The 16804-nt window shown below is 67.5% G+C and carries 16 protein-coding genes; 12 read left to right on the plus strand and 4 right to left on the minus strand.

Going from position 1 to position 16804, the window contains the following annotated elements:
- Window positions 1–226 precede the first annotated feature (226 nt).
- The 3 genes from EPL04_RS08625 to EPL04_RS08635 all read left to right on the plus strand — a co-directional run bounded on the left by EPL04_RS08625 (window position 227) and on the right by EPL04_RS08635 (window position 2339).
- Complete coding sequence (locus tag EPL04_RS08625; RefSeq protein WP_134670921.1) at window positions 227–1195, plus strand: transcription initiation factor IIB; 969 nt, start codon at window positions 227–229, stop codon at window positions 1193–1195.
- A 51-nt stretch (window positions 1196–1246) separates the two neighbouring features.
- The gene (locus EPL04_RS08630; RefSeq protein ID WP_134670922.1) at window positions 1247–1723 is read left to right on the plus strand and encodes an NUDIX hydrolase; all 477 of its coding nucleotides are present in this window, start codon (window positions 1247–1249) and stop codon (window positions 1721–1723) included.
- A 91-nt stretch (window positions 1724–1814) separates the two neighbouring features.
- Window positions 1815–2339, plus strand: coding sequence for a hypothetical protein (locus tag EPL04_RS08635; protein WP_134670923.1), 525 nt, complete (start codon window positions 1815–1817; stop codon window positions 2337–2339).
- Window positions 2340–2345: 6 nt separating this feature from the next.
- On the opposite strand, the gene EPL04_RS08640 is transcribed toward EPL04_RS08635, so the two are convergent.
- The gene (locus EPL04_RS08640) at window positions 2346–3458 is read right to left on the minus strand and encodes an asparagine synthase C-terminal domain-containing protein (RefSeq protein WP_134670924.1); all 1113 of its coding nucleotides are present in this window, start codon (window positions 3456–3458) and stop codon (window positions 2346–2348) included.
- Window positions 3455–4174, minus strand: coding sequence for a CehA/McbA family metallohydrolase (locus tag EPL04_RS08645; RefSeq protein ID WP_134670925.1), 720 nt, complete (start codon window positions 4172–4174; stop codon window positions 3455–3457). The genes EPL04_RS08640 and EPL04_RS08645 overlap by 4 nt, the downstream gene beginning before the upstream one ends.
- 116 nt (window positions 4175–4290) lie before the next feature.
- On the opposite strand from EPL04_RS08645, the gene EPL04_RS08650 reads away from it, so the two are divergent.
- Window positions 4291–5736, plus strand: coding sequence for an aryl-sulfate sulfotransferase (locus tag EPL04_RS08650; protein WP_134670926.1), 1446 nt, complete (start codon window positions 4291–4293; stop codon window positions 5734–5736).
- A gap of 59 nt (window positions 5737–5795) precedes the next feature.
- On the opposite strand, the gene EPL04_RS08655 is transcribed toward EPL04_RS08650, so the two are convergent.
- The gene (locus EPL04_RS08655; RefSeq protein WP_134670927.1) at window positions 5796–6434 is read right to left on the minus strand and encodes a TetR/AcrR family transcriptional regulator; all 639 of its coding nucleotides are present in this window, start codon (window positions 6432–6434) and stop codon (window positions 5796–5798) included.
- A gap of 97 nt (window positions 6435–6531) precedes the next feature.
- Between EPL04_RS08655 and EPL04_RS08660 the strand changes: the two genes are divergently transcribed.
- The 4 genes from EPL04_RS08660 to arsB all read left to right on the plus strand — a co-directional run bounded on the left by EPL04_RS08660 (window position 6532) and on the right by arsB (window position 9953).
- Window positions 6532–7449 (plus strand): ABC transporter ATP-binding protein, encoded by a 918-nt coding sequence (locus EPL04_RS08660; protein ID WP_134670928.1) that lies wholly within the window; start codon window positions 6532–6534, stop codon window positions 7447–7449.
- A complete protein-coding gene (locus EPL04_RS08665) occupies window positions 7442–8227 on the plus strand; it encodes an ABC transporter permease subunit (protein WP_134670929.1) in 786 nt (261 codons plus the stop codon). Before EPL04_RS08660 ends, EPL04_RS08665 begins: the two co-directional genes overlap by 8 nt.
- A gap of 165 nt (window positions 8228–8392) precedes the next feature.
- The gene (locus EPL04_RS08670) at window positions 8393–8794 is read left to right on the plus strand and encodes an ArsR/SmtB family transcription factor (RefSeq protein WP_134670930.1); all 402 of its coding nucleotides are present in this window, start codon (window positions 8393–8395) and stop codon (window positions 8792–8794) included.
- Window positions 8787–9953, plus strand: a complete 1167-nt coding sequence (gene arsB / locus EPL04_RS08675; RefSeq protein WP_134670931.1) for an ACR3 family arsenite efflux transporter — start codon at window positions 8787–8789, stop codon at window positions 9951–9953. The genes EPL04_RS08670 and arsB overlap by 8 nt, the downstream gene beginning before the upstream one ends.
- 126 nt (window positions 9954–10079) lie before the next feature.
- Here arsB and EPL04_RS08680 read toward each other — a convergent pair whose 3' ends face one another.
- Window positions 10080–10280 carry a hypothetical protein gene (locus EPL04_RS08680; protein WP_134670932.1) on the minus strand — a complete coding sequence of 67 codons (201 nt, stop codon included), beginning with the start codon at window positions 10278–10280 and terminating at the stop codon, window positions 10080–10082.
- 430 nt (window positions 10281–10710) lie between these two features.
- On the opposite strand from EPL04_RS08680, the gene purL reads away from it, so the two are divergent.
- The 4 genes from purL (at window position 10711) to EPL04_RS08700 (ending at window position 16601) form a co-directional block, all read left to right on the plus strand.
- Window positions 10711–12822, plus strand: a complete 2112-nt coding sequence (purL, locus tag EPL04_RS08685) for a phosphoribosylformylglycinamidine synthase subunit PurL (protein ID WP_134670933.1) — start codon at window positions 10711–10713, stop codon at window positions 12820–12822.
- 205 nt (window positions 12823–13027) lie between these two features.
- Entirely contained in the window at window positions 13028–14482 is a 1455-nt protein-coding gene (locus EPL04_RS08690) for an amidohydrolase family protein (RefSeq protein ID WP_134670934.1), read from the plus strand.
- Window positions 14483–14637: 155 nt separating this feature from the next.
- On the plus strand, window positions 14638–14940 hold the full coding sequence (locus EPL04_RS08695; RefSeq protein ID WP_134670935.1) for a hypothetical protein: 303 nt from the start codon (window positions 14638–14640) through the stop codon (window positions 14938–14940).
- Window positions 14941–15110: 170 nt separating this feature from the next.
- Entirely contained in the window at window positions 15111–16601 is a 1491-nt protein-coding gene (locus EPL04_RS08700) for an aldehyde dehydrogenase family protein (RefSeq protein WP_134670936.1), read from the plus strand.
- Window positions 16602–16804: the final 203 nt, after the last annotated feature.

Below are 16804 nucleotides of genomic sequence, written 5' to 3' on the forward strand. Positions count from 1 at the left end.
CGGGACCTCTCGGAAACTGTATTAAAGATACGGGAATTGGAGCTCTCGGGCAAAACAGCGTAGATGCCTTCCGCGGCCGTATCGACCCTCGAAGTCGCTATCCCGGGCCGAATCTCCACCCCCACCGAGCCGAACTATTTAAGTAGCTTCGGTCGCTATTAACGGTGTCTTCTGTACTGCGGTCGACCGCCCCGTCTACCGTTGGCTATCCCGTCCCAACCCGATCATGACTGACACACGAATCCGAAACCCGACCGACGAACGAACGGCCGACGAGGCCGAAGAACAGCGCGAGCAACACCAGTGCCCCGAGTGCGGCGGCGACCTCGTCACCGACGGCGAGCGCGGCGAAACCGTCTGTGCGGACTGCGGCCTCGTCGTCGACGAGGACCAGATCGACCCCGGTCCCGAGTGGCGGGCGTTCGACGCGGCCGAGAAAGACGAGAAGAGTCGGGTCGGCGCCCCGACCACCAACACGATGCACGACAAGGGGCTGTCGACCAACATCGGCTGGCAGGACAAAGACGCCTACGGCAACTCGCTCGGTTCGCGCCAGCGCGAGAAGATGCAACGGCTCCGCAAGTGGAACGAGCGGTTCCGGACCCGCGACTCCAAAGAGCGCAACCTCAAGCAGGCGCTCGGCGAGATCGACCGCATGGCTTCGGCGCTCGGGCTCCCGAACAACGTCCGGGAGACCGCTTCGGTCATCTACCGGCGCGCGCTCGACGAGGACCTCCTGCCCGGCCGCTCGATCGAGGGCGTCGCCACAAGCGCGCTCTACGCCGCCGCCCGGAAGGCCGGGACCCCCCGGAGCCTCGACGAGATCAGCAACGTCTCGCGGGTCGAGAAAGACGAGATCGCCCGGACCTATCGGTACGTGGTCCGGGAGCTCGGGCTCGAAATTCAGCCCGCCGACCCCAAAAGCTACGTCCCGCGGTTCGTCTCGGATCTGGGCGTGAGCGAGGAGGTCGAGCGCAGCGCGCGCGGCCTGCTCGACACCGCGACCGAGAAGGGCATCCACAGCGGCAAGTCGCCGGTCGGGCTCGCCGCGGCCGCCGTCTACGCCGCCGCCCTGCTCAGCAACGAGAAGGTGACCCAGAGCGAGGTCAGCGAGGTCTCGGACATCAGCGAAGTCACGATCCGCAACCGCTACCACGAACTGCTCGAAGCGAAAGACGACGCGCTCGCGCCCTGATTCTCCGCGGATTTCGTAACGCGCAAGACGGCCGACCGTCTGGAGGCCGGCATGGAGACCACTCGCCACTTCACCGCTACGGCCTACGTCGTCCACGACGGCGCGCTCGCCTTACACCACCACGATCGGCTCGACATGTGGCTGGCGCCCGGCGGCCACGTCGAGCGCGACGAGCGCCCCCGCGAGACCGCCCGCCGCGAAGTCCGCGAGGAGGTCGGCCTCGACGTCGACCTGCTCGAACCCGAGACCGCCCTCGACGTGGAGGCCGGACGGGAGCTTCCGCCCGCCGAGCACGTCATGCTGTTCGACATCAACGTCCACCCCGACGGCGAGGTCGGCCACCAGCACGTCGATTTCGTCTACTTCGGTGTGGCCGCCGACCGCGAGATCGCGCCCGCCGACGGCGAGGCCGGCGCCGACGAGTGGGAGTGGTTCACCGCCGCGGACCTCCGGGACGACGACGCGCTCACCAGCGAGGTCGTCCAGATCGGGACGCAAGCCATCGAACGCGTCGAGGCCGAGGCCTGAGCGACGCCCCGTCGTTCGGCTCTTTCAACTATATCTCTGATCTTATCAATTAGCAAGCTTAATTACCCCGCTTTCTGAAAAGCTCGCTTACATGAGCGTCGGGGAGGTCGGCGGCGGGCGACGCGACGACGCGGCCGAGAAGCCGAGCGAGCGCTTCGACGACGAGCTCCAGTCCGAGGAGTCGGTCCGGTTCTCGTGGACCGCGACCGGCGTCCGGTGGGCGAACGAGTCGATCCACGACGTCTCGACGCCGACGACGTTCGCGGCGACCGACCGTCGAATCCTCTTCGAGACCGACGAGTCGGTCGCCTCGATCGGGTACGACCGGATGCGGGCGGTCAAGACGAGCCCCGCCGCCGCCGGGTTCGACGTCTCGACGGCGTTTCTCGCGAGCGGCGGGCTCTGTCTGGTGGTCGGGGTAGTGGTCGCGCTACAGGACTTCACCAACGGCGCGGGCCTCGTCGTCCTCTCGATCGCGCTCCTCGCGGTCGGGGCCGCGATCGACGACACCGATCGGGCCGCGACCGTCACCATCGTCATCGGCAACGAGCGCCAGCGCCTGTCGTTTGCGGCCGACGAGGACGTCGGCCCGAAGCTGTCGGGGCTGGTCGACTGAGCGTCGCTACTCGCCGACGCGGGACTCGACGTACGTCGAGACGTGGTCGTCGATCCGGCGCTTGAACCCCGCCTGCCGGGCGAGCCGGTCGAGTTCGCGGGCCACGAGGCTCCCGTACTGGACGGCCTTCTTCTCGCGGAACGCCACCGCGTCGGGGACGAACTCGCGGGCCGCGAGCCGGAGCGCCTTCTTGCGTTCGCCCCGCGAGTCGACCAGCAGGTCCCCGGGGAGCGCCAGCGCCGCCCGGACCACCCGGTCGTCGAGCAGCGGCGCGACCGGCTCGACCCCCGCGGCCCGGAGCGCGAGCACGTCCCGTTCTAACTGCTCGGAGAGCGTCCGGGTCACCTCCCGGGCGGCCCCGCGGACGGTGTCGGCCTCGACGCGGGGGTCCTCGGGCGCGCGGGCGACCTTGGCGTAGCCGCCGAACAGTTCGTCGGCGCCCTGTCCGACCGCGAGCCGGTCGAAGCCGTCCCGGGCGGCCCGCTCGGCCGCCAGAAACAGCGGGAGCGCGATCTGGACGTCCATCGCGTTCGTCCGGCCGATCGCCCGCGCGACCGCCGGAACCGCCCGTTCGACGTCGGCCGGTGAGAGCTCGACGACCCGGAGGTCGGGCGCACGGCCCATCAGCCCCGCCGCGGTCCGGGCCGCGGCCACGTCGTGGCTGTCGGGGAACCCGACGACGTACAGCGGTGCGTCGACCGCGCTCGCGACGACCGCCGAGTCGACGCCGCCCGAGAACGCGACCGCCAGCCCGTCGTCCTCGACGGCGCCGAGGCTCGCGTCGAGCGCGTCCCCGACGGCGCTCGCGGCCGCCCGTCGGTCGGCGACCGGATCGGGATCGGGGAGCGAAAAGGCGCGCTCGAGGCTCCCGTCGGCCGAGCGCACTGCGCCGGCCGGCACGGGGTCCGGGTCGGCGAGCCCGTCCGGGCCGAACCCCCACTCGCCGTCGCTCCCGACGAAGATCGGCCGTCGACCCAGCACGTCCCGGACGAGTCGCCCGTCGGGGAGTTCGCCCGCGTACCCCCGGATCGCCGACCCGGTCCGGTCGCGGGCGCCGACCAGCGGCTCCGCCCGGTCGAGAGCTCGCTCGACCGCCGCCGCCGGCGCCCCGCGGATCATTCGAGGAGGTCGGCGACCCGGCTCTTCACCCGGCGCTTGGCCCCGCCGGCGGCCTGCCGGAAGCTGATCCGCCACGGGGTTCGCTTGCCCTCGACGGTCGTCCGGCCCGCCCGGATCGCGTCGAGGATCGCGTCGACGGAGGCGGGGCCGTCGGACCCGGGACCGTTCGGAGCGTCCGCTCCGGTATCGATGCGGGTGACCGCCTGTCCGACCATCTCGCTGATGTGGGCGTCGCTACCCGCGGTCTTGGGGAGCCCGCGGCGGTCGGCGAACTTCTCGGCCTTCCGGTTGCCCCGGCCGGTGAGCAGTCGGGAGTTGTACACCTCGATGGCGTCGGCGCCCGCCAGCTCGGACCGGGAGATGTTGGCCATCACGCCGCTCCGGGACTTCTGGAACGGGTGGGGGACGACCGCGACCCCGCCCTGCTCGCGGATCCGGGCGAGCGTCTCGCCGAACGACAGCCCCGCCGGGATCGCCTCGGTCACGCCGAGCCCGAGGACGTGGCCCGCGGCGGAGCTCACCTCCATGCCGGGGATGCCCACCAGTCCGTACTCGGGGGCCCGGTCGACGGCCGCGAGGCTCGCGTCGATCTCGTCGTGATCGGTGATCGCCAGCGCGTCGAGACCGACAGCGGACGCCTGCTCGAGCAGGAGGTCGACGTCGTCACGGCCGTCGTACGACAGCGACGAGTGGGCGTGAAGCTCGACCGATAGCACGGCTTGAGCTTCGGAGGGCGGTGGCAAAAGCGACTCGGTCTCGGGACCGCGCGAGCCCGACGGTCTGGTCGGGCGGCTTCGTAACTACTATCCAGCTATTGAAAGACCCGTTAGGTATGACCGCCCTACCCGCCCCGCGCTGGCTCGCCCGCGGTCTGCTCGGCGCGCTCGTCGCCGTGCTGGTGCTGGCGAGCGGGGCGATGACGCTCTCGTACGACACACCCCGGCTCGGAGCCGGCGCGGTCGAGTCGCCGGCCGACGGGACGACGGTCGTCACCAGTCAGGGGTGGCACGCGAACGGCTACTCGCTGCCCGGCCGGCCCGCCCGACTCGCTGGCGTCGGTCCCAACGCGACCACCGAGTGGACCCACGACGGTCCGGCGGACACCGAGCAGTGGTTCTACGACGTCGACCCCCTGCCGAACGGGACCCTCCTCGTCGTCAATCCGGTGCCCGAGACGACCGTCGTCTACGAGTACGACCCCGAGACGGGCGAGCGTCTCTGGACCGAGCGGTTCGACCTCCCGGACGTTCACGACGTCGACCTGATCAACGGCGACGAACTCCTCGTCGCGGGGATCAACTACGACGAGGACCGGGTCAGCCGCGACAGCGTCTTCGTCTACAACCGCACCCGCGAGGCGGTCACCTGGGAGTGGCACTTCGAGGACCACTACCCCGAGGACGCCGGGCCGGGCGTCCGGGCCAAAGACTGGACCCACGTCAACGACGTCGACAAGATCGGCGACGGCGAGTATCTGGTCTCCCCGCGCAACCTCGATCAGGTGATCGTGGTGAACCGCTCGACAGACGAGATCGAGATGGCACTCGGGAGCGACGGCGACCACGAGACGATGTACGAGCAACACAACCCGACGTACCTCGAAAGCGAGGACGGGACGCCCACGATTCTGGTCGCCGACAGCGAGAACGACCGCGTCGTGGAGTACGAGCGCACCGGCGACGGGGGCGAGCGAACGAACGGTTCGGGAGCCTCGGCCGACGGCGAGTGGGAGCGCGTCTGGTCGGTCTCGGGCGGCCTGAACTGGCCCCGGGACGCCGATCGGCTCCCGAACGGCAACACGCTGATCGTCGACTCGATGAACCACCGCGTCGTGGAGGTGACCCCGGACGGGGAGGTCGTCTGGGAGACGTTCGTCCCGTGGGCGACCTACGACGCCGAACGGGCGGTCCACGGCGACGAACCCGGCGGGCCGACGATGGCCGACCTCGGGGCGGGCGGCGACCGCGAACTCCACGGCGCGACCGGATCGGGGGTCCCGGGCGTGCGGTCGGTTCCGGCGGTCGCGGCCGACCTGACCCGCGGGACGCCCGCGGCGGCGCCGGTGGTCCGGGCGGCCGAGCGGTGGCACCACGTCGCGCCGTGGTTCACGCCGCGATGGCTCCCGACCTGGAGCGCCACGCTGTTGGGGGCGGCGCTCGCGGTCCTGCTCGGGTGGGGCGTCGGCGAGGCGGTCTACCAGCGCGAGCGCATCCTGCGGCGAGTCGGCGACGTCGGCGAGGCGGTCCGCGATCGGGCGTTCGGATCGGAGGGGAACTGATCGGCACAGACCGCCAAGACCGACGGCGCTTTCGGCTCTCTCGTCTGAAACTCCGAGCGTCAGCGTTCTACGGTCAGGCCTCTCGCGAGGGTGACGATCATCTCCTCTTGGAGGTGATCGTAGATCCCGTTCTGAATCTCGGCGACGTTCGCGCTGATCTCGTCGTACTCGTCTTTGTGAAGGATCAACAGTCCGAGCGCCGACCCCATGAGACCGAGGACGGTGATCGGCTCCATCTCCGCGATCGGACCGTCGCTACGGGCCTGAATCTCCGCGACAGGGGGGATCAGCACGTTCATCTCCTTTTTTTCTATCTCGGCGAGCTGATCCGACGAGATGTCCCCGAGGACCTCCCGGTAGTCCTGTTTGATGAAGACTTCCTGAATGAACTCGTTTCCCTCGCCGAACTCCACGTAACAGCGGAAGAACCGTTCGAGGCGGTCCTGAGGGTCGTCGATGGCCGCCAGTTCCGACTCCAGGGTCGTCGCGAACTCGTCTAGCTCCTGTTCGAAGATATCGACGTACAGATCGGACTTGGCGTCGAAAAACTGGTAGAAGGTGGGTTTGGCGATCCCGACGGGGTCGGTGATGTCTTTGACGGTCGTTTTCGCGGGCCCGAACTTCACCAACAGCTCGCGTGCGGTTTCGAGCAGTTCCTCCCGGATCCGCTCCCGTTCGTCGTCGCTGAACGATCGCATGTCTCTGCCCACGGATCGAAAACTCATAACTAAATTGGTTTTCGGTTATTACCCCGTAACCAAAATAAATATTTAGTCATAGCGGGCACATTGGGGTATGGCGACGATAGAGGTAAAAGATTTTACAAAAGAGTTCGGGAGCGTGCGTGCAGTCGACTCCATCTCGTTTACCGTCGAATCCGGGGAAGTGTTCGGATTCCTCGGTCCGAACGGGGCCGGCAAGACGACGACGATCCGGTCGCTACTGGGCTTGCTCGAACCGACCGCCGGGACCGCGACCGTCCTCGGCGCAGACGTCCACGACGAGGACGCCCTCATCGAGGCGAAACGACGCATCGGCTACCTGCCCGCACACCTCGGGTTCGACGAGGAAGCGACGGGCGCCGAGGTGCTCGACTACCACGAGTCGGTCAAAGGCGGCTCGCGCCGGGACGAACTCCTCGAGATTTTCACCCCGCCGGTCGAGCGGCCGATTCGGGAGTACTCGACCGGGAACAAGCGCATGCTCGGGATCGTTCAGGCGTTCATGCACGATCCGGACCTCGTGATCATGGACGAGCCGACCTCCGGTCTCGACCCGCTCAAACAGGAGGAGTTCAACGAGTTCGCCAGAAACGAGTGCGAGCGAGGCAAGACGCTGTTCTTTTCTTCCCACGTCCTGAGCGAGGTCCGACGCGTGTGCGACCGCGTCGGGATCCTCCGGGAGGGCGAACTCGTCGGTCTCGAAGACGTCGAGACGCTACTTCGACAGGGCGGCAAGCGGGTCCGACTCCAGACGACCGACGACGCCAGAACGGATCTCGAAGCGATCGAGGGTGCCCTCGACGTCCAGACGTTCGCCGAGGGGGTCCAGTTCATCTACACCGGGGAGTACAACGCGTTGCTCCGCGAACTGGCGACTCACGACGTTCGCGAAATCGAGATCAGCGAACCGCCGCTCGAAGACATCTTCATGCACTACTACGGCGCGACCGATGCGGTCGAGTCCGACCGGGAGGTGCGAACCGATGTTTGAGACCACCAAGTACGAGATGGGTCGTCGGATTCGCGGAACCGCGGTCCTGACCGTCGGCGTCAGCGCCTACGTGGCCTTCATCGTCTGGTACTTCTCGCTGTTGGACCCCTCGGCGTACGCACAGATCGCCGAGTCGCTGCCGCCGGCGATGCTGGACGCGTTCGGCATGCAGTCGATCGGCTCGATCGAGGGATGGCTCGGCGGACAGATCTACACGTTCCTGTGGCTGTTGGGGCTCGGCGTATACTTCGCGTACGCGTCGGCGGGCGTGATCGCGAACGATATCGAGAGCGATCGGATGGACCTGTTGCTCTCGTTTCCGGTCTCCCGGCGGCGGTTGCTCACCGAGAAGTTCGCGTCGGTGCTTCTCCCGCTCGTCTCGCTGAACGTGGTCGTGGGGGCCGTGACCTACGGTCTCGTGGTGGCGATCGGCGAGACGATCGATCCGATGCATCTCGCGGCGGCCCACCTCCTCTCGATCCCGTATCTGCTCGTGTGTGCGGCGATCGGGCTTGTTCTGTCCGTGGTGGTCGATCGGGCGGCGATCGCAGAACGGGCCGCCATCGGACTGGTGTTCGTGCTCTGGCTCGTCGAGTCGGCCGTCGGCGCGGCCGAAGACTTCGCGTGGATACAGAACCTCAGCCCGACTCACTACTACGCCCCCACGCCGATTCTCGTCGACGGGTCGTACGAACTGATCGACGCCGCCATTCTGCTCGCCGCGTTCCTGGGGCTACTCGTCGTGAGCCAACTCCTGTTCCAGCGCCGGGACATATAGGACCCCCGACACCGGCGTCGCGGTGCCAGTTTGGTTTAGAAAATATTCAAGTGCGACTTTGCGCGACATCTCTCAAAGCACTCCTGTTGCAACTTCTGATAGTTTGTAGCGGCCCGAACTCTGTCATCGGAACTATTAATTGAAGAAACATTCAACCTAAGCGCGATGGCACAATCGACCGAGCGCCTTCGGCGGTACCTCGAAGACGAACTCGGAGAGTGTCGTAGCGAGGACGTCGAGCGTCGGCTCGACGAACTCGGCACTCTCGAAGCGGCACTCGGAACAGCGCAGGTGGGAGCCGAACTCGACGTGCTGTCGGCGCTCTCGAACGAGACGCGCTACACGCTCGTCCGGGTCCTCGTCGGGGCCCGAGAGGAGCTCTGCGTCTGTGAACTGCACGCGGTCGTCGACGTGACCGAGAGCGGGCTGAGCCACGCCCTCTCGGCGCTGGTCGACGCCGGACTCGTCGAGGGCCGAAAGGACGGCCGGTGGAAGAAGTACCGCGCGACCAACCGCGCGGTGGCGCTCGTCACGGTTCTGGACGGGAGCGTGAGCCCCGATGAGTGACGCCGACGCCCACGACCACGGGCCGAACTGCGACTGTGAGAGCTGTGGGGACCCGCGGTCGATGGACTTTCTCGACAAGTATCTCACCGTCTGGATCTTCGGCGCGATGGGGATCGGCGTCGGCGTCGGCTTCCTCGCGCCGTCGGTGACCCAGCCGATCCAGCGCTTCAACCTCGTGGAGATCGGGCTCGTCCTGATGATGTATCCGCCACTGGCGAAGGCCGACTACTCCCGGCTCCGTGCGGTGTTCAGCAACTGGCGCGTGCTCGGGCTGAGCCTGATCCAGAACTGGCTCATCGGCCCGACGCTGATGTTCGGGCTCGCGGTCGTCTTCTTCGGCGGCGTCGTGCCCGGTCTGCCGGCCCGCCCGGAGTACTTCCTCGGGCTCGTGTTCATCGGAATGGCCCGGTGTATCGCGATGGTCCTGGTGTGGAACGAGCTCGCGGAGGGCTCGACCGAGTACGTGACCGGGCTGGTCGCGTTCAACAGCCTTTTCCAGATCGTCACGTACGGCGTGTACGTCTGGTTCTTCGGGCTCGTGCTCCCGCCGCTACTGGGCATGGAGTCGCTCGTCGACGGGATCACGGCCTTCGACATCACGCCGATGCAGGTGTTCGAGGCCATCGTGGTCTTTCTCGGGATCCCGTTCGCCGCGGGCTTTCTCAGCCGCTACCTCGGCACCCGCCTCAGAAGCGAAACGTGGTACGACGAGGAGTTCGTCCCGAAGATCGATCCCCTGACGCTGATCGCGTTGTTGTTCACGGTGATCGTGATGTTCGCCACGCAGGGCGAGAACATCGTCGCGGCGCCGGGCGACGTCTTGCTGATCGCGGTGCCGCTGACGATCTACTTCGTCGTGATGTTTCTGGTGAGCTTCGGGATGGGCAAGGGGATCGGCGCGGACTACTCGACGACGACCGCGATCGGGTTCACCGCCGCCTCGAACAACTTCGAACTCGCGATCGCGGTCGCGGTCGCGGTGTTCGGGGTCGGCTCGGGCGTCGCGTTCACGACCGTCGTCGGCCCGCTGATCGAGGTCCCGGTGTTGCTCGCGCTGGTCCACGTCGCGCTCTACTTCCAGCGGCGGTTCGACTGGACCGGCGCCGCGACCGGAGGGCTCGGCCTCTCCGTTTCGGGGTCGGCCGCCGAAGACGACTGAGCGCGCTCCGATTCCGCATGGACGGGTCGACGCCGCCGGTCCGATTCGTCTCGCGTTCGGCCGGGACGAACGGGCCAGATAGACGGCGTCCTCGGTTGAGAGTCCGCAATTGATTCGCCGGTTCGCTCAATTGCGCGGTGGGTCTCTCTCAGAAGTGACAAACAGAACGACGAGTGCCAGTCCAAAAGACGTCGCCGACAGCGGTTTCCAGTTTCCCGTCTTCCCGACGTGGTACGTGGCTACACAGACTGCTAAAATTCCCGCCAGGGATACGGCAACCTCTACTTTCTCGTCGACGACGAGTTTCGGTACTGAGCCCTCACTCATGATAGACGACATTAACAAATTAAATTATAACTATTGTGTTTTTCAGCAGGGAGTGTCACGTTCACACTGCACACCAAACGATTCACGCTCTGGATTGCTCGGCGACTGTTCGGAGTTGCTTCTTAGCTGGCGTCTTCGGCAAGGGCCGAAGCCCGCTGAGCCAGAAGATACCCGAATTCTAGGCGGGAGTAAGCGTGCGAACTGACGAAGTCTCTCCTCCGACTATCTGAACTGCTCGAACTGTTTTCTATATAGCAAAATACGATTTACTTGTTCGCTTCGGATCGGACGCCCGCGCCACAACGGTAACATCTCCGATACTAATTGCGTGAATACGAGGCGATGGCCGCGATCGCGGCTCCCGGACTGATATACCCACGCACTTGCACATAGAAAGGCATTAATCCGCGCTGTCTGTACAGATGAGTGAATGAGTCTCTCCGAGCCAGACCGCGAACTGGTCGTCGCCGAACTCGGCCGGGAGCCGACCCCAGCGGAGGCGGCCCTGTTCGAGAACCTCTGGAGCGAACACTGCGCGTACCGGTCCTCGCGACCCCTGCTCTCGGCGTTCGACTCCGAGGGCGAGCGGGTCGTCGTCGGTCCCGGCGACGACGCCGCGGTCGTGGAAGTCGCCGACGGCACGTACATCACGATGGGCGTCGAGAGCCACAACCACCCGTCGTTCGTCGACCCCTACGACGGCGCGGCGACCGGGGTCGGCGGCATCGTCCGCGACACCCTCTCGATGGGTGCGTACCCGATCGCGCTCGCGGACTCGCTTTACTTCGGCGACTTCGACCGCGAACACTCCCGGTACCTGCTGGAGGGCGTCGTGGAGGGTATCAGCGACTACGGCAACTCGATCGGCGTTCCGACGGTTGCGGGCTCCACGGCGTTCCACCCCGACTACGAGGGCAATCCGCTGGTCAACGTCGCCTGCGTGGGACTGCTCGACGACGAGCGGCTGGTCACCGCCGACGCGAAGTCGCCGGGCAACAAGCTCGTGCTCGTCGGGAACGCGACCGGCCGGGACGGTCTCGGCGGCGCGAGCTTCGCCAGCGAGGACCTCTCGGAGGACGCCGAGACCGAAGACCGGCCCGCGGTGCAGGTCGGGGACCCCTACACCGAGAAACTGCTGGTGGAGGCCAACGAGGCGCTACTCGACGAGTCGCTCGTCGAGGCGGCCCGCGACCTCGGGGCGGCCGGGCTCGGCGGAGCGTCCTCCGAGATGGTCTCGAAGGGCGGACTCGGCTGTGAGATCGCGCTCGAACGGGTCCATCAGCGCGAGCCCAACATGAACGCGCTCGAAATCCTGCTCGCCGAGTCCCAAGAGCGGATGTGCTACGAGGTCCGCCCGGAGAACGTCGAGGCGGTCGAGCGCGTCGCCGAGAAGTACGATCTGGGCTGTTCGGTCATCGGCGACGTCACCGAGGGCAACTACGTCTGTACCTTCGAGGACGAGGTCGTCGTCGACGCGCCACCGGAGTTCCTCGCCGACGGCGCGCCGATGAACGACCTGCCCGCCACAGAGCCCGCAGGGCCCGAGCGCGATCTGCCCGACCCCGACCTCGAATCGGCGTTCGAGGCGGTGGTCGAGAGCCCGAACACCGCGAGCAAGCGGTGGGTCTACCGCCAGTACGACCACGAGGTACAGGTCCGGACCGCGACGCCGCCCGGCGACGACGCGGCGGTGTTGGCGCTCCGGGACGCCGAGAAGGGGCTGGCGTTCGCTTCGGGCGCCGACCCCAACTGGACGGCGGCCGCGCCCTACGACGGTGCCCGGGCGGTCGCGCTCGAAAACGCCACCAACCTCGCGGCGAAGGGTGCGACGCCGCTCGCGGCAGTCGACTGCCTCAACGGCGGCAACCCCGAGAAGCCCGAGGTGTACGGCGGCTTCGAGGGCATCGTCGACGGCCTCGCCGACATGTGCCGCGAGCTCTCTGTGCCCGTCGTGGGCGGCAACGTCTCGCTGTACAACGACTCGCCGTCGGGACCGATCCCGCCGACCCCGACGCTCGCGATGACCGGCACCAAAGCCGGGTACGATGCGCCGCCCGCCGCCCTCTCCGGTGAGGGCACGCTCCTCGTCGTCGGCGCGGACGGAGGCTCGGGGCTCGGCGGCTCGGAGTACCTCGCGCAGGTCGGCGGAAGCGACCGGTTCCCCGAACTGCCCGCGAATCCCGGCGAGGTCGTCTCCGCGCTCGCGGCGGTGGCCGACGCCCCCGAGACGCTCGCGGTCCACGACGTGAGCCACGGCGGGCTCGCGGTCGCGCTCGCCGAGATGGTGACCAACTCGGCCGGCGCGAGCGCCGAGGTCGAGACCGTCGAGGCGCTGTTCGCCGAGACGCCGGGCCGGGCCGTCGTCGAGACCACCGCGCCGGACGCGGTCCGCGAGGCGTTCGACGGCGTGGCGCCCGTGGCTGAACTCGGCGAGGCCGACGGCTCGGGGACGCTGGAACTGTCGGTCGGCGACGAGACGCTGTCGTACGATGCGGCCGAGATCGCGACGCTCCGGGACGTGCTCGGGCGCGAACTGGCCTGATCGGCGCGGGCGCCACTCCGGCGTTCGGCGGCAGTGATAAATCCTCACCCGCGATACGTTCGGCCGGCGCCCGGTCGCCGAGACCGCGATCTCGATGCGGACGGGCCGCGATTTCGGTGCGGTCGGGCGAGAGCGCGATGGGGGGAATCTCGATCCCGTCGAGGTCCCCAATCGCTTTTGTAAGTTGGACAACGTGATCTGGACGATGACGGACCTCCTGATTCACGATGCGATCGTCGTGACGGTGAATCAAGAGCACCAGATCCTGAAGAACGGCTCCGTTCGAGTGACCGACGGGGTCGTCTCGTCGGTCGAACCCACCGAACCCGGCGATCGGGATTCGGACGCCGAACGCGTGATCGACGCCAGCGGCAAGGTCGTGATTCCCGGTCTCATCGACGCCCACCGCCACACCGACTTCACGCTCGTCCAAGGGCTGTTCAGTGAGCTCTCGGGCGACGAGTTGCTCAAGGAGGCCTTCGCGTTGTACCACACCGCCGAACCGCTCTTGGGCGACTCCTTTTTCGAGGCCGCGTGGCGACTCGCCTGCCTGCGTCAACTCACGCACGGAGTCACCACGGTGAACGCGATGGACTTCACGCCGGAAATCGGAGCGTCGGCGATCGGTGCGAGCGGGTTACGCGGCGTGATCGGGCCGGAGCTCGCGGACTTTCTCGCCCCCGCGTCCGCGGCCGAACAGCTCCGGGCCGCCCGTCGGTTCATCGAGGCCCACCACGACACGCACGACGGACGCGTCACCGCGAGCATCGCGCCCGGCGGGGAAGCCGGCTGTTCGCGCGCGCTCTGGGAGGGCGTGGCCGAACTCCGCGCCGACTACCCCGACTTGCGGCTCCACACGCATCTGTACGACTCCACGGAGGCGGACACGATGGCGGCCGGAAGCGGCGGTGACGATCCGCTCGACCTGCTCGACCGGTACGGTCTCCTCGACGAGCGGACGCTGGTGACCCACCTGTTACACGCAGACCGGGACGCCGCGCGCCGGATCGCCGCCAGCGGCGCGCACGTCCTTCACTGTCCGACGGTCTACAGTTACTTCCGGGCGGGCGAGCGAACCTGGTTCCCGCTCCCGGCGCTCCGGGAGTTCGGCGCGAACGTCGTCGTGGGCCTCGACGATCCGTTCTGGTTCGACTCCTGGGACCTCTTTCAGGAAGCTAAACACGCCCGCCTGCTGGCGAACTTCGAATACGGAGCCCAGCAGTGGTCCTCGTACGACCTGCTCAAGATGCTCACCATCGACGCCGCGCGCGCGCTCGGACTCGACGATCGGGTCGGGAGTATCGAACCCGGGAAGCGCGCCGATCTGGTCGTCGTGGACGTCGACACGCCCCGCCACCGCCCCTACAGCAATCTCCCGTCGGTACTGATGAACACGGTCACTGCGGGCGACGTCGAGACGGTCGTCGTCGACGGCGAGGTCCTCGTGGAAGACCGATCGGTCAGGTCGATGGACGTTGAGAGCGTTCGGGCCGACGCGAGGCGGGAGCGCGAACGCCTCCGGACCCACACCGGCTGGGAGACGTCGCTGGCCGGCAGCACACCCCCAGACGAATCTCTTCTCCGGCGCGTTGCCCCGCGCCCGCTGTTGAGAGCAGTACGGCAGTACGGCCGGGGCGTCGTCGCACAACACCGGTGGTGAGCGGAGTCGCGTCCGAGCGGGGATCGTTCACGCCGGTTCGAAACATCGGGGGACGACTGAGAGCCACCGAGCGAGGCGGCCCCCGAATTGTAACCGGCTGTTACAAGAAGTTACTAGCCGTTACGCTTATGTCGGTCGCCCCGCACGTTCGACGTATGTCGGAGCCAGTCCGGATACGAGACGACGACTACGAGGCGATCTCGGCCGCCCAAGAGGTGCTGGGGCTCTCGTTCCCCGAGGTGCTTCACCTCAGTCTGAACACCGACGTTTTGAGCGGGAGTCCGGCCCAGAACGCCCGGCGAGCGATCCAGTACTACTACACGTACATCGTCGAGGAGTACGACGACGTCCACGAAGTGCCGGTCGAGGACCTGACGTTCGACGGCGCCGATCAGGCGAAGGCCGGACTGACCGTCGGCGCGGAGAAACACGAGCGCCGCCGGGCGAACGCCGAGTGACCGCCCGGAGTCGCCGCCCCGTTCGGTCGAAGCCTCGGTAGAGACACGCTACGCCGACGCCGTCGGACCGTCGCTCGCCGCGCGTTCGCCCCGGACTTGAGTCTGGCGCTCGGGGCCGGACCGGCCAGTTGGCCACTTGCTTTGTGTATCTGCGTCCAATGGTAGTACACATGCCAGACGACTTCTCGATAGACGCCGACTGGAACGCGCTTTACGTCGACGGCGAGTGGACCGACTCCGCCGGCGACGACGCCGTCGCGGTCGAGGACCCCTCGACGCGCGAGGCGGTCACCGAGGTCCCGGCCGGCGTCGAGGCCGACGTCGACGCCGCCTACGAGGCCGCCGCGGCGGCCCAGACGGAGTGGGCCGACCAGCCGCCCGCCCGCCGCGAGGAGGCCGTACAGGAGTTCCTCGGCGCGCTTCAGGCCCACAGCGACGAGATCGTCGAGTTGCTCGCCCGCGAAGCCGGCGGCTCCCGGATCATGGGCGAGACCTCCGTCCAGATCGCCGCCGACCACGCCGCCGAGGCGGCCACGCTCACTCGCCGGATGAAAGGCGAACACGCCGACTCGAACATCCCGGGCAAGGAGAACGTCGTCGAGCGCGGTCCGAAGGGCGTAGTCACGGTCATCTCGCCGTGGAACTTCCCGCTGAACCTCTCGATGCGGGCGGTCGCGCCCGCCATCGCGGCCGGGAACGCGGTCGTGCTCAAGCCCGCGACGAACACGCCGATCACGGGCGGGCTCCTGTTCGGCAAGCTGTTCGAGGAGGTCGGGCTCCCCGACGGCGTCCTCAACGTGGTCACCGGGCGGGGTTCGGACATCGGCGACCGGGTGGCGGGCCACCCCGAGAGCGACGTGGTGGCGTTCACCGGCTCGACATCGGTCGGCCGGCAGGTCGCGGCCACCGCCGCCGAGAACCTCGCGGTCCCGACGATGGAACTGGGCGGGAACAACCCCTTCGTGGTGACCGCCGACGCCGACCTCGATCGGGCGCTCGACGCCGCGTCGTTCGGCTCGTTCGTCCATCAGGGGCAGGTCTGTATCTCCATCAACCGCCACATCGTCCACGAGGACGTCTACGACGAGTACGTCGACCGACTCGCCGAGCGCGCGGCCTCGTTGCCCGCCGGCTCCGTCCACGACGACCAGACGGTCGTCGGCCCCATCATCGACGAGTCCCAGCGCGACGAGATGCTCGGCTACGTCGAGGAGACCGTCGAGGCGGGTGCGACCCTCGAAACCGGCGGCGAGACCGTCCCGGTCGACGGCGTCGACGACTCGCTCGTCGTCGCGCCCACGGTGCTGTCGGGCGTGACAAACGACATGGCCGCGGCGTGCAACGAGCACTTCGGTCCGATCGCGCCCGTGATCCCGTTCTCGGACCTCGACGAGGCGGTCGAGATCGCCAACGACACCGAGTACGGCCTGTCGAGCGCCGTCCACGCGGGCGACCTCGGGGTCGCGAAGGACGTCGCCGACCGGCTCGAAACCGGCCACGTCCACATCAACGACCAGCCGATCAACGACGAGGCCCACGTCCCGTTCAGCGGGACCAAAGCCTCCGGGATGGGCTCGTACAACAGCGACGCCTTCCTCGACGAGATTACCGAGACGAAGTGGGTCTCGATCCAGCGCGAGCCCCGCGAGTACCCGTTCTGAGCCCGCCGATCACCGCTGGGACGCCAACGGCGAGTCCGGTCGGTCGCCCCCGATTTTTCGGTCGACGCATAACGCCGCCACCGAACATGTCACGGTGTGACGAACACGTTCCGGAGCGTCCCGAGTAGCTGAGAACGTGGTTTCCGGTTAAAGAGTTGGACACGCCGAGTGTCGGGTATGGCACGCCAGCCGACACGACGCCG

Origin of the sequence: Halorussus marinus (assembly GCF_004521895.1) — an archaeon.
Classification (GTDB): domain Archaea; phylum Halobacteriota; class Halobacteria; order Halobacteriales; family Haladaptataceae; genus Halorussus; species Halorussus marinus.

What these genes read in the sequence shown, in the direction of transcription:
- EPL04_RS08650 (WP_134670926.1), top strand. Translation starts at nt 4,291, where the DNA reads ATGACCGCCCTACCCGCCCCGCGCTGGCTCGCCCGCGGTCTGCTCGGC.
- EPL04_RS08630 (WP_134670922.1), top strand. Translation starts at nt 1,247, where the DNA reads ATGGAGACCACTCGCCACTTCACCGCTACGGCCTACGTCGTCCACGAC.
- EPL04_RS08625 (WP_134670921.1), top strand. Translation starts at nt 227, where the DNA reads ATGACTGACACACGAATCCGAAACCCGACCGACGAACGAACGGCCGAC.
- EPL04_RS08665 (WP_134670929.1), top strand. Translation starts at nt 7,442, where the DNA reads ATGTTTGAGACCACCAAGTACGAGATGGGTCGTCGGATTCGCGGAACC.
- EPL04_RS08670 (WP_134670930.1), top strand. Translation starts at nt 8,393, where the DNA reads ATGGCACAATCGACCGAGCGCCTTCGGCGGTACCTCGAAGACGAACTC.
- EPL04_RS08640 (WP_134670924.1), bottom strand. Translation starts at nt 3,458, where the DNA reads ATGATCCGCGGGGCGCCGGCGGCGGCGGTCGAGCGAGCTCTCGACCGG.
- purL (WP_134670933.1), top strand. Translation starts at nt 10,711, where the DNA reads ATGAGTCTCTCCGAGCCAGACCGCGAACTGGTCGTCGCCGAACTCGGC.
- arsB (WP_134670931.1), top strand. Translation starts at nt 8,787, where the DNA reads ATGAGTGACGCCGACGCCCACGACCACGGGCCGAACTGCGACTGTGAG.
- EPL04_RS08690 (WP_134670934.1), top strand. Translation starts at nt 13,028, where the DNA reads ATGACGGACCTCCTGATTCACGATGCGATCGTCGTGACGGTGAATCAA.
- EPL04_RS08635 (WP_134670923.1), top strand. Translation starts at nt 1,815, where the DNA reads ATGAGCGTCGGGGAGGTCGGCGGCGGGCGACGCGACGACGCGGCCGAG.
- EPL04_RS08700 (WP_134670936.1), top strand. Translation starts at nt 15,111, where the DNA reads ATGCCAGACGACTTCTCGATAGACGCCGACTGGAACGCGCTTTACGTC.
- EPL04_RS08660 (WP_134670928.1), top strand. Translation starts at nt 6,532, where the DNA reads ATGGCGACGATAGAGGTAAAAGATTTTACAAAAGAGTTCGGGAGCGTG.
- EPL04_RS08655 (WP_134670927.1), bottom strand. Translation starts at nt 6,434, where the DNA reads ATGCGATCGTTCAGCGACGACGAACGGGAGCGGATCCGGGAGGAACTG.
- EPL04_RS08695 (WP_134670935.1), top strand. Translation starts at nt 14,638, where the DNA reads ATGTCGGAGCCAGTCCGGATACGAGACGACGACTACGAGGCGATCTCG.
- EPL04_RS08680 (WP_134670932.1), bottom strand. Translation starts at nt 10,280, where the DNA reads ATGAGTGAGGGCTCAGTACCGAAACTCGTCGTCGACGAGAAAGTAGAG.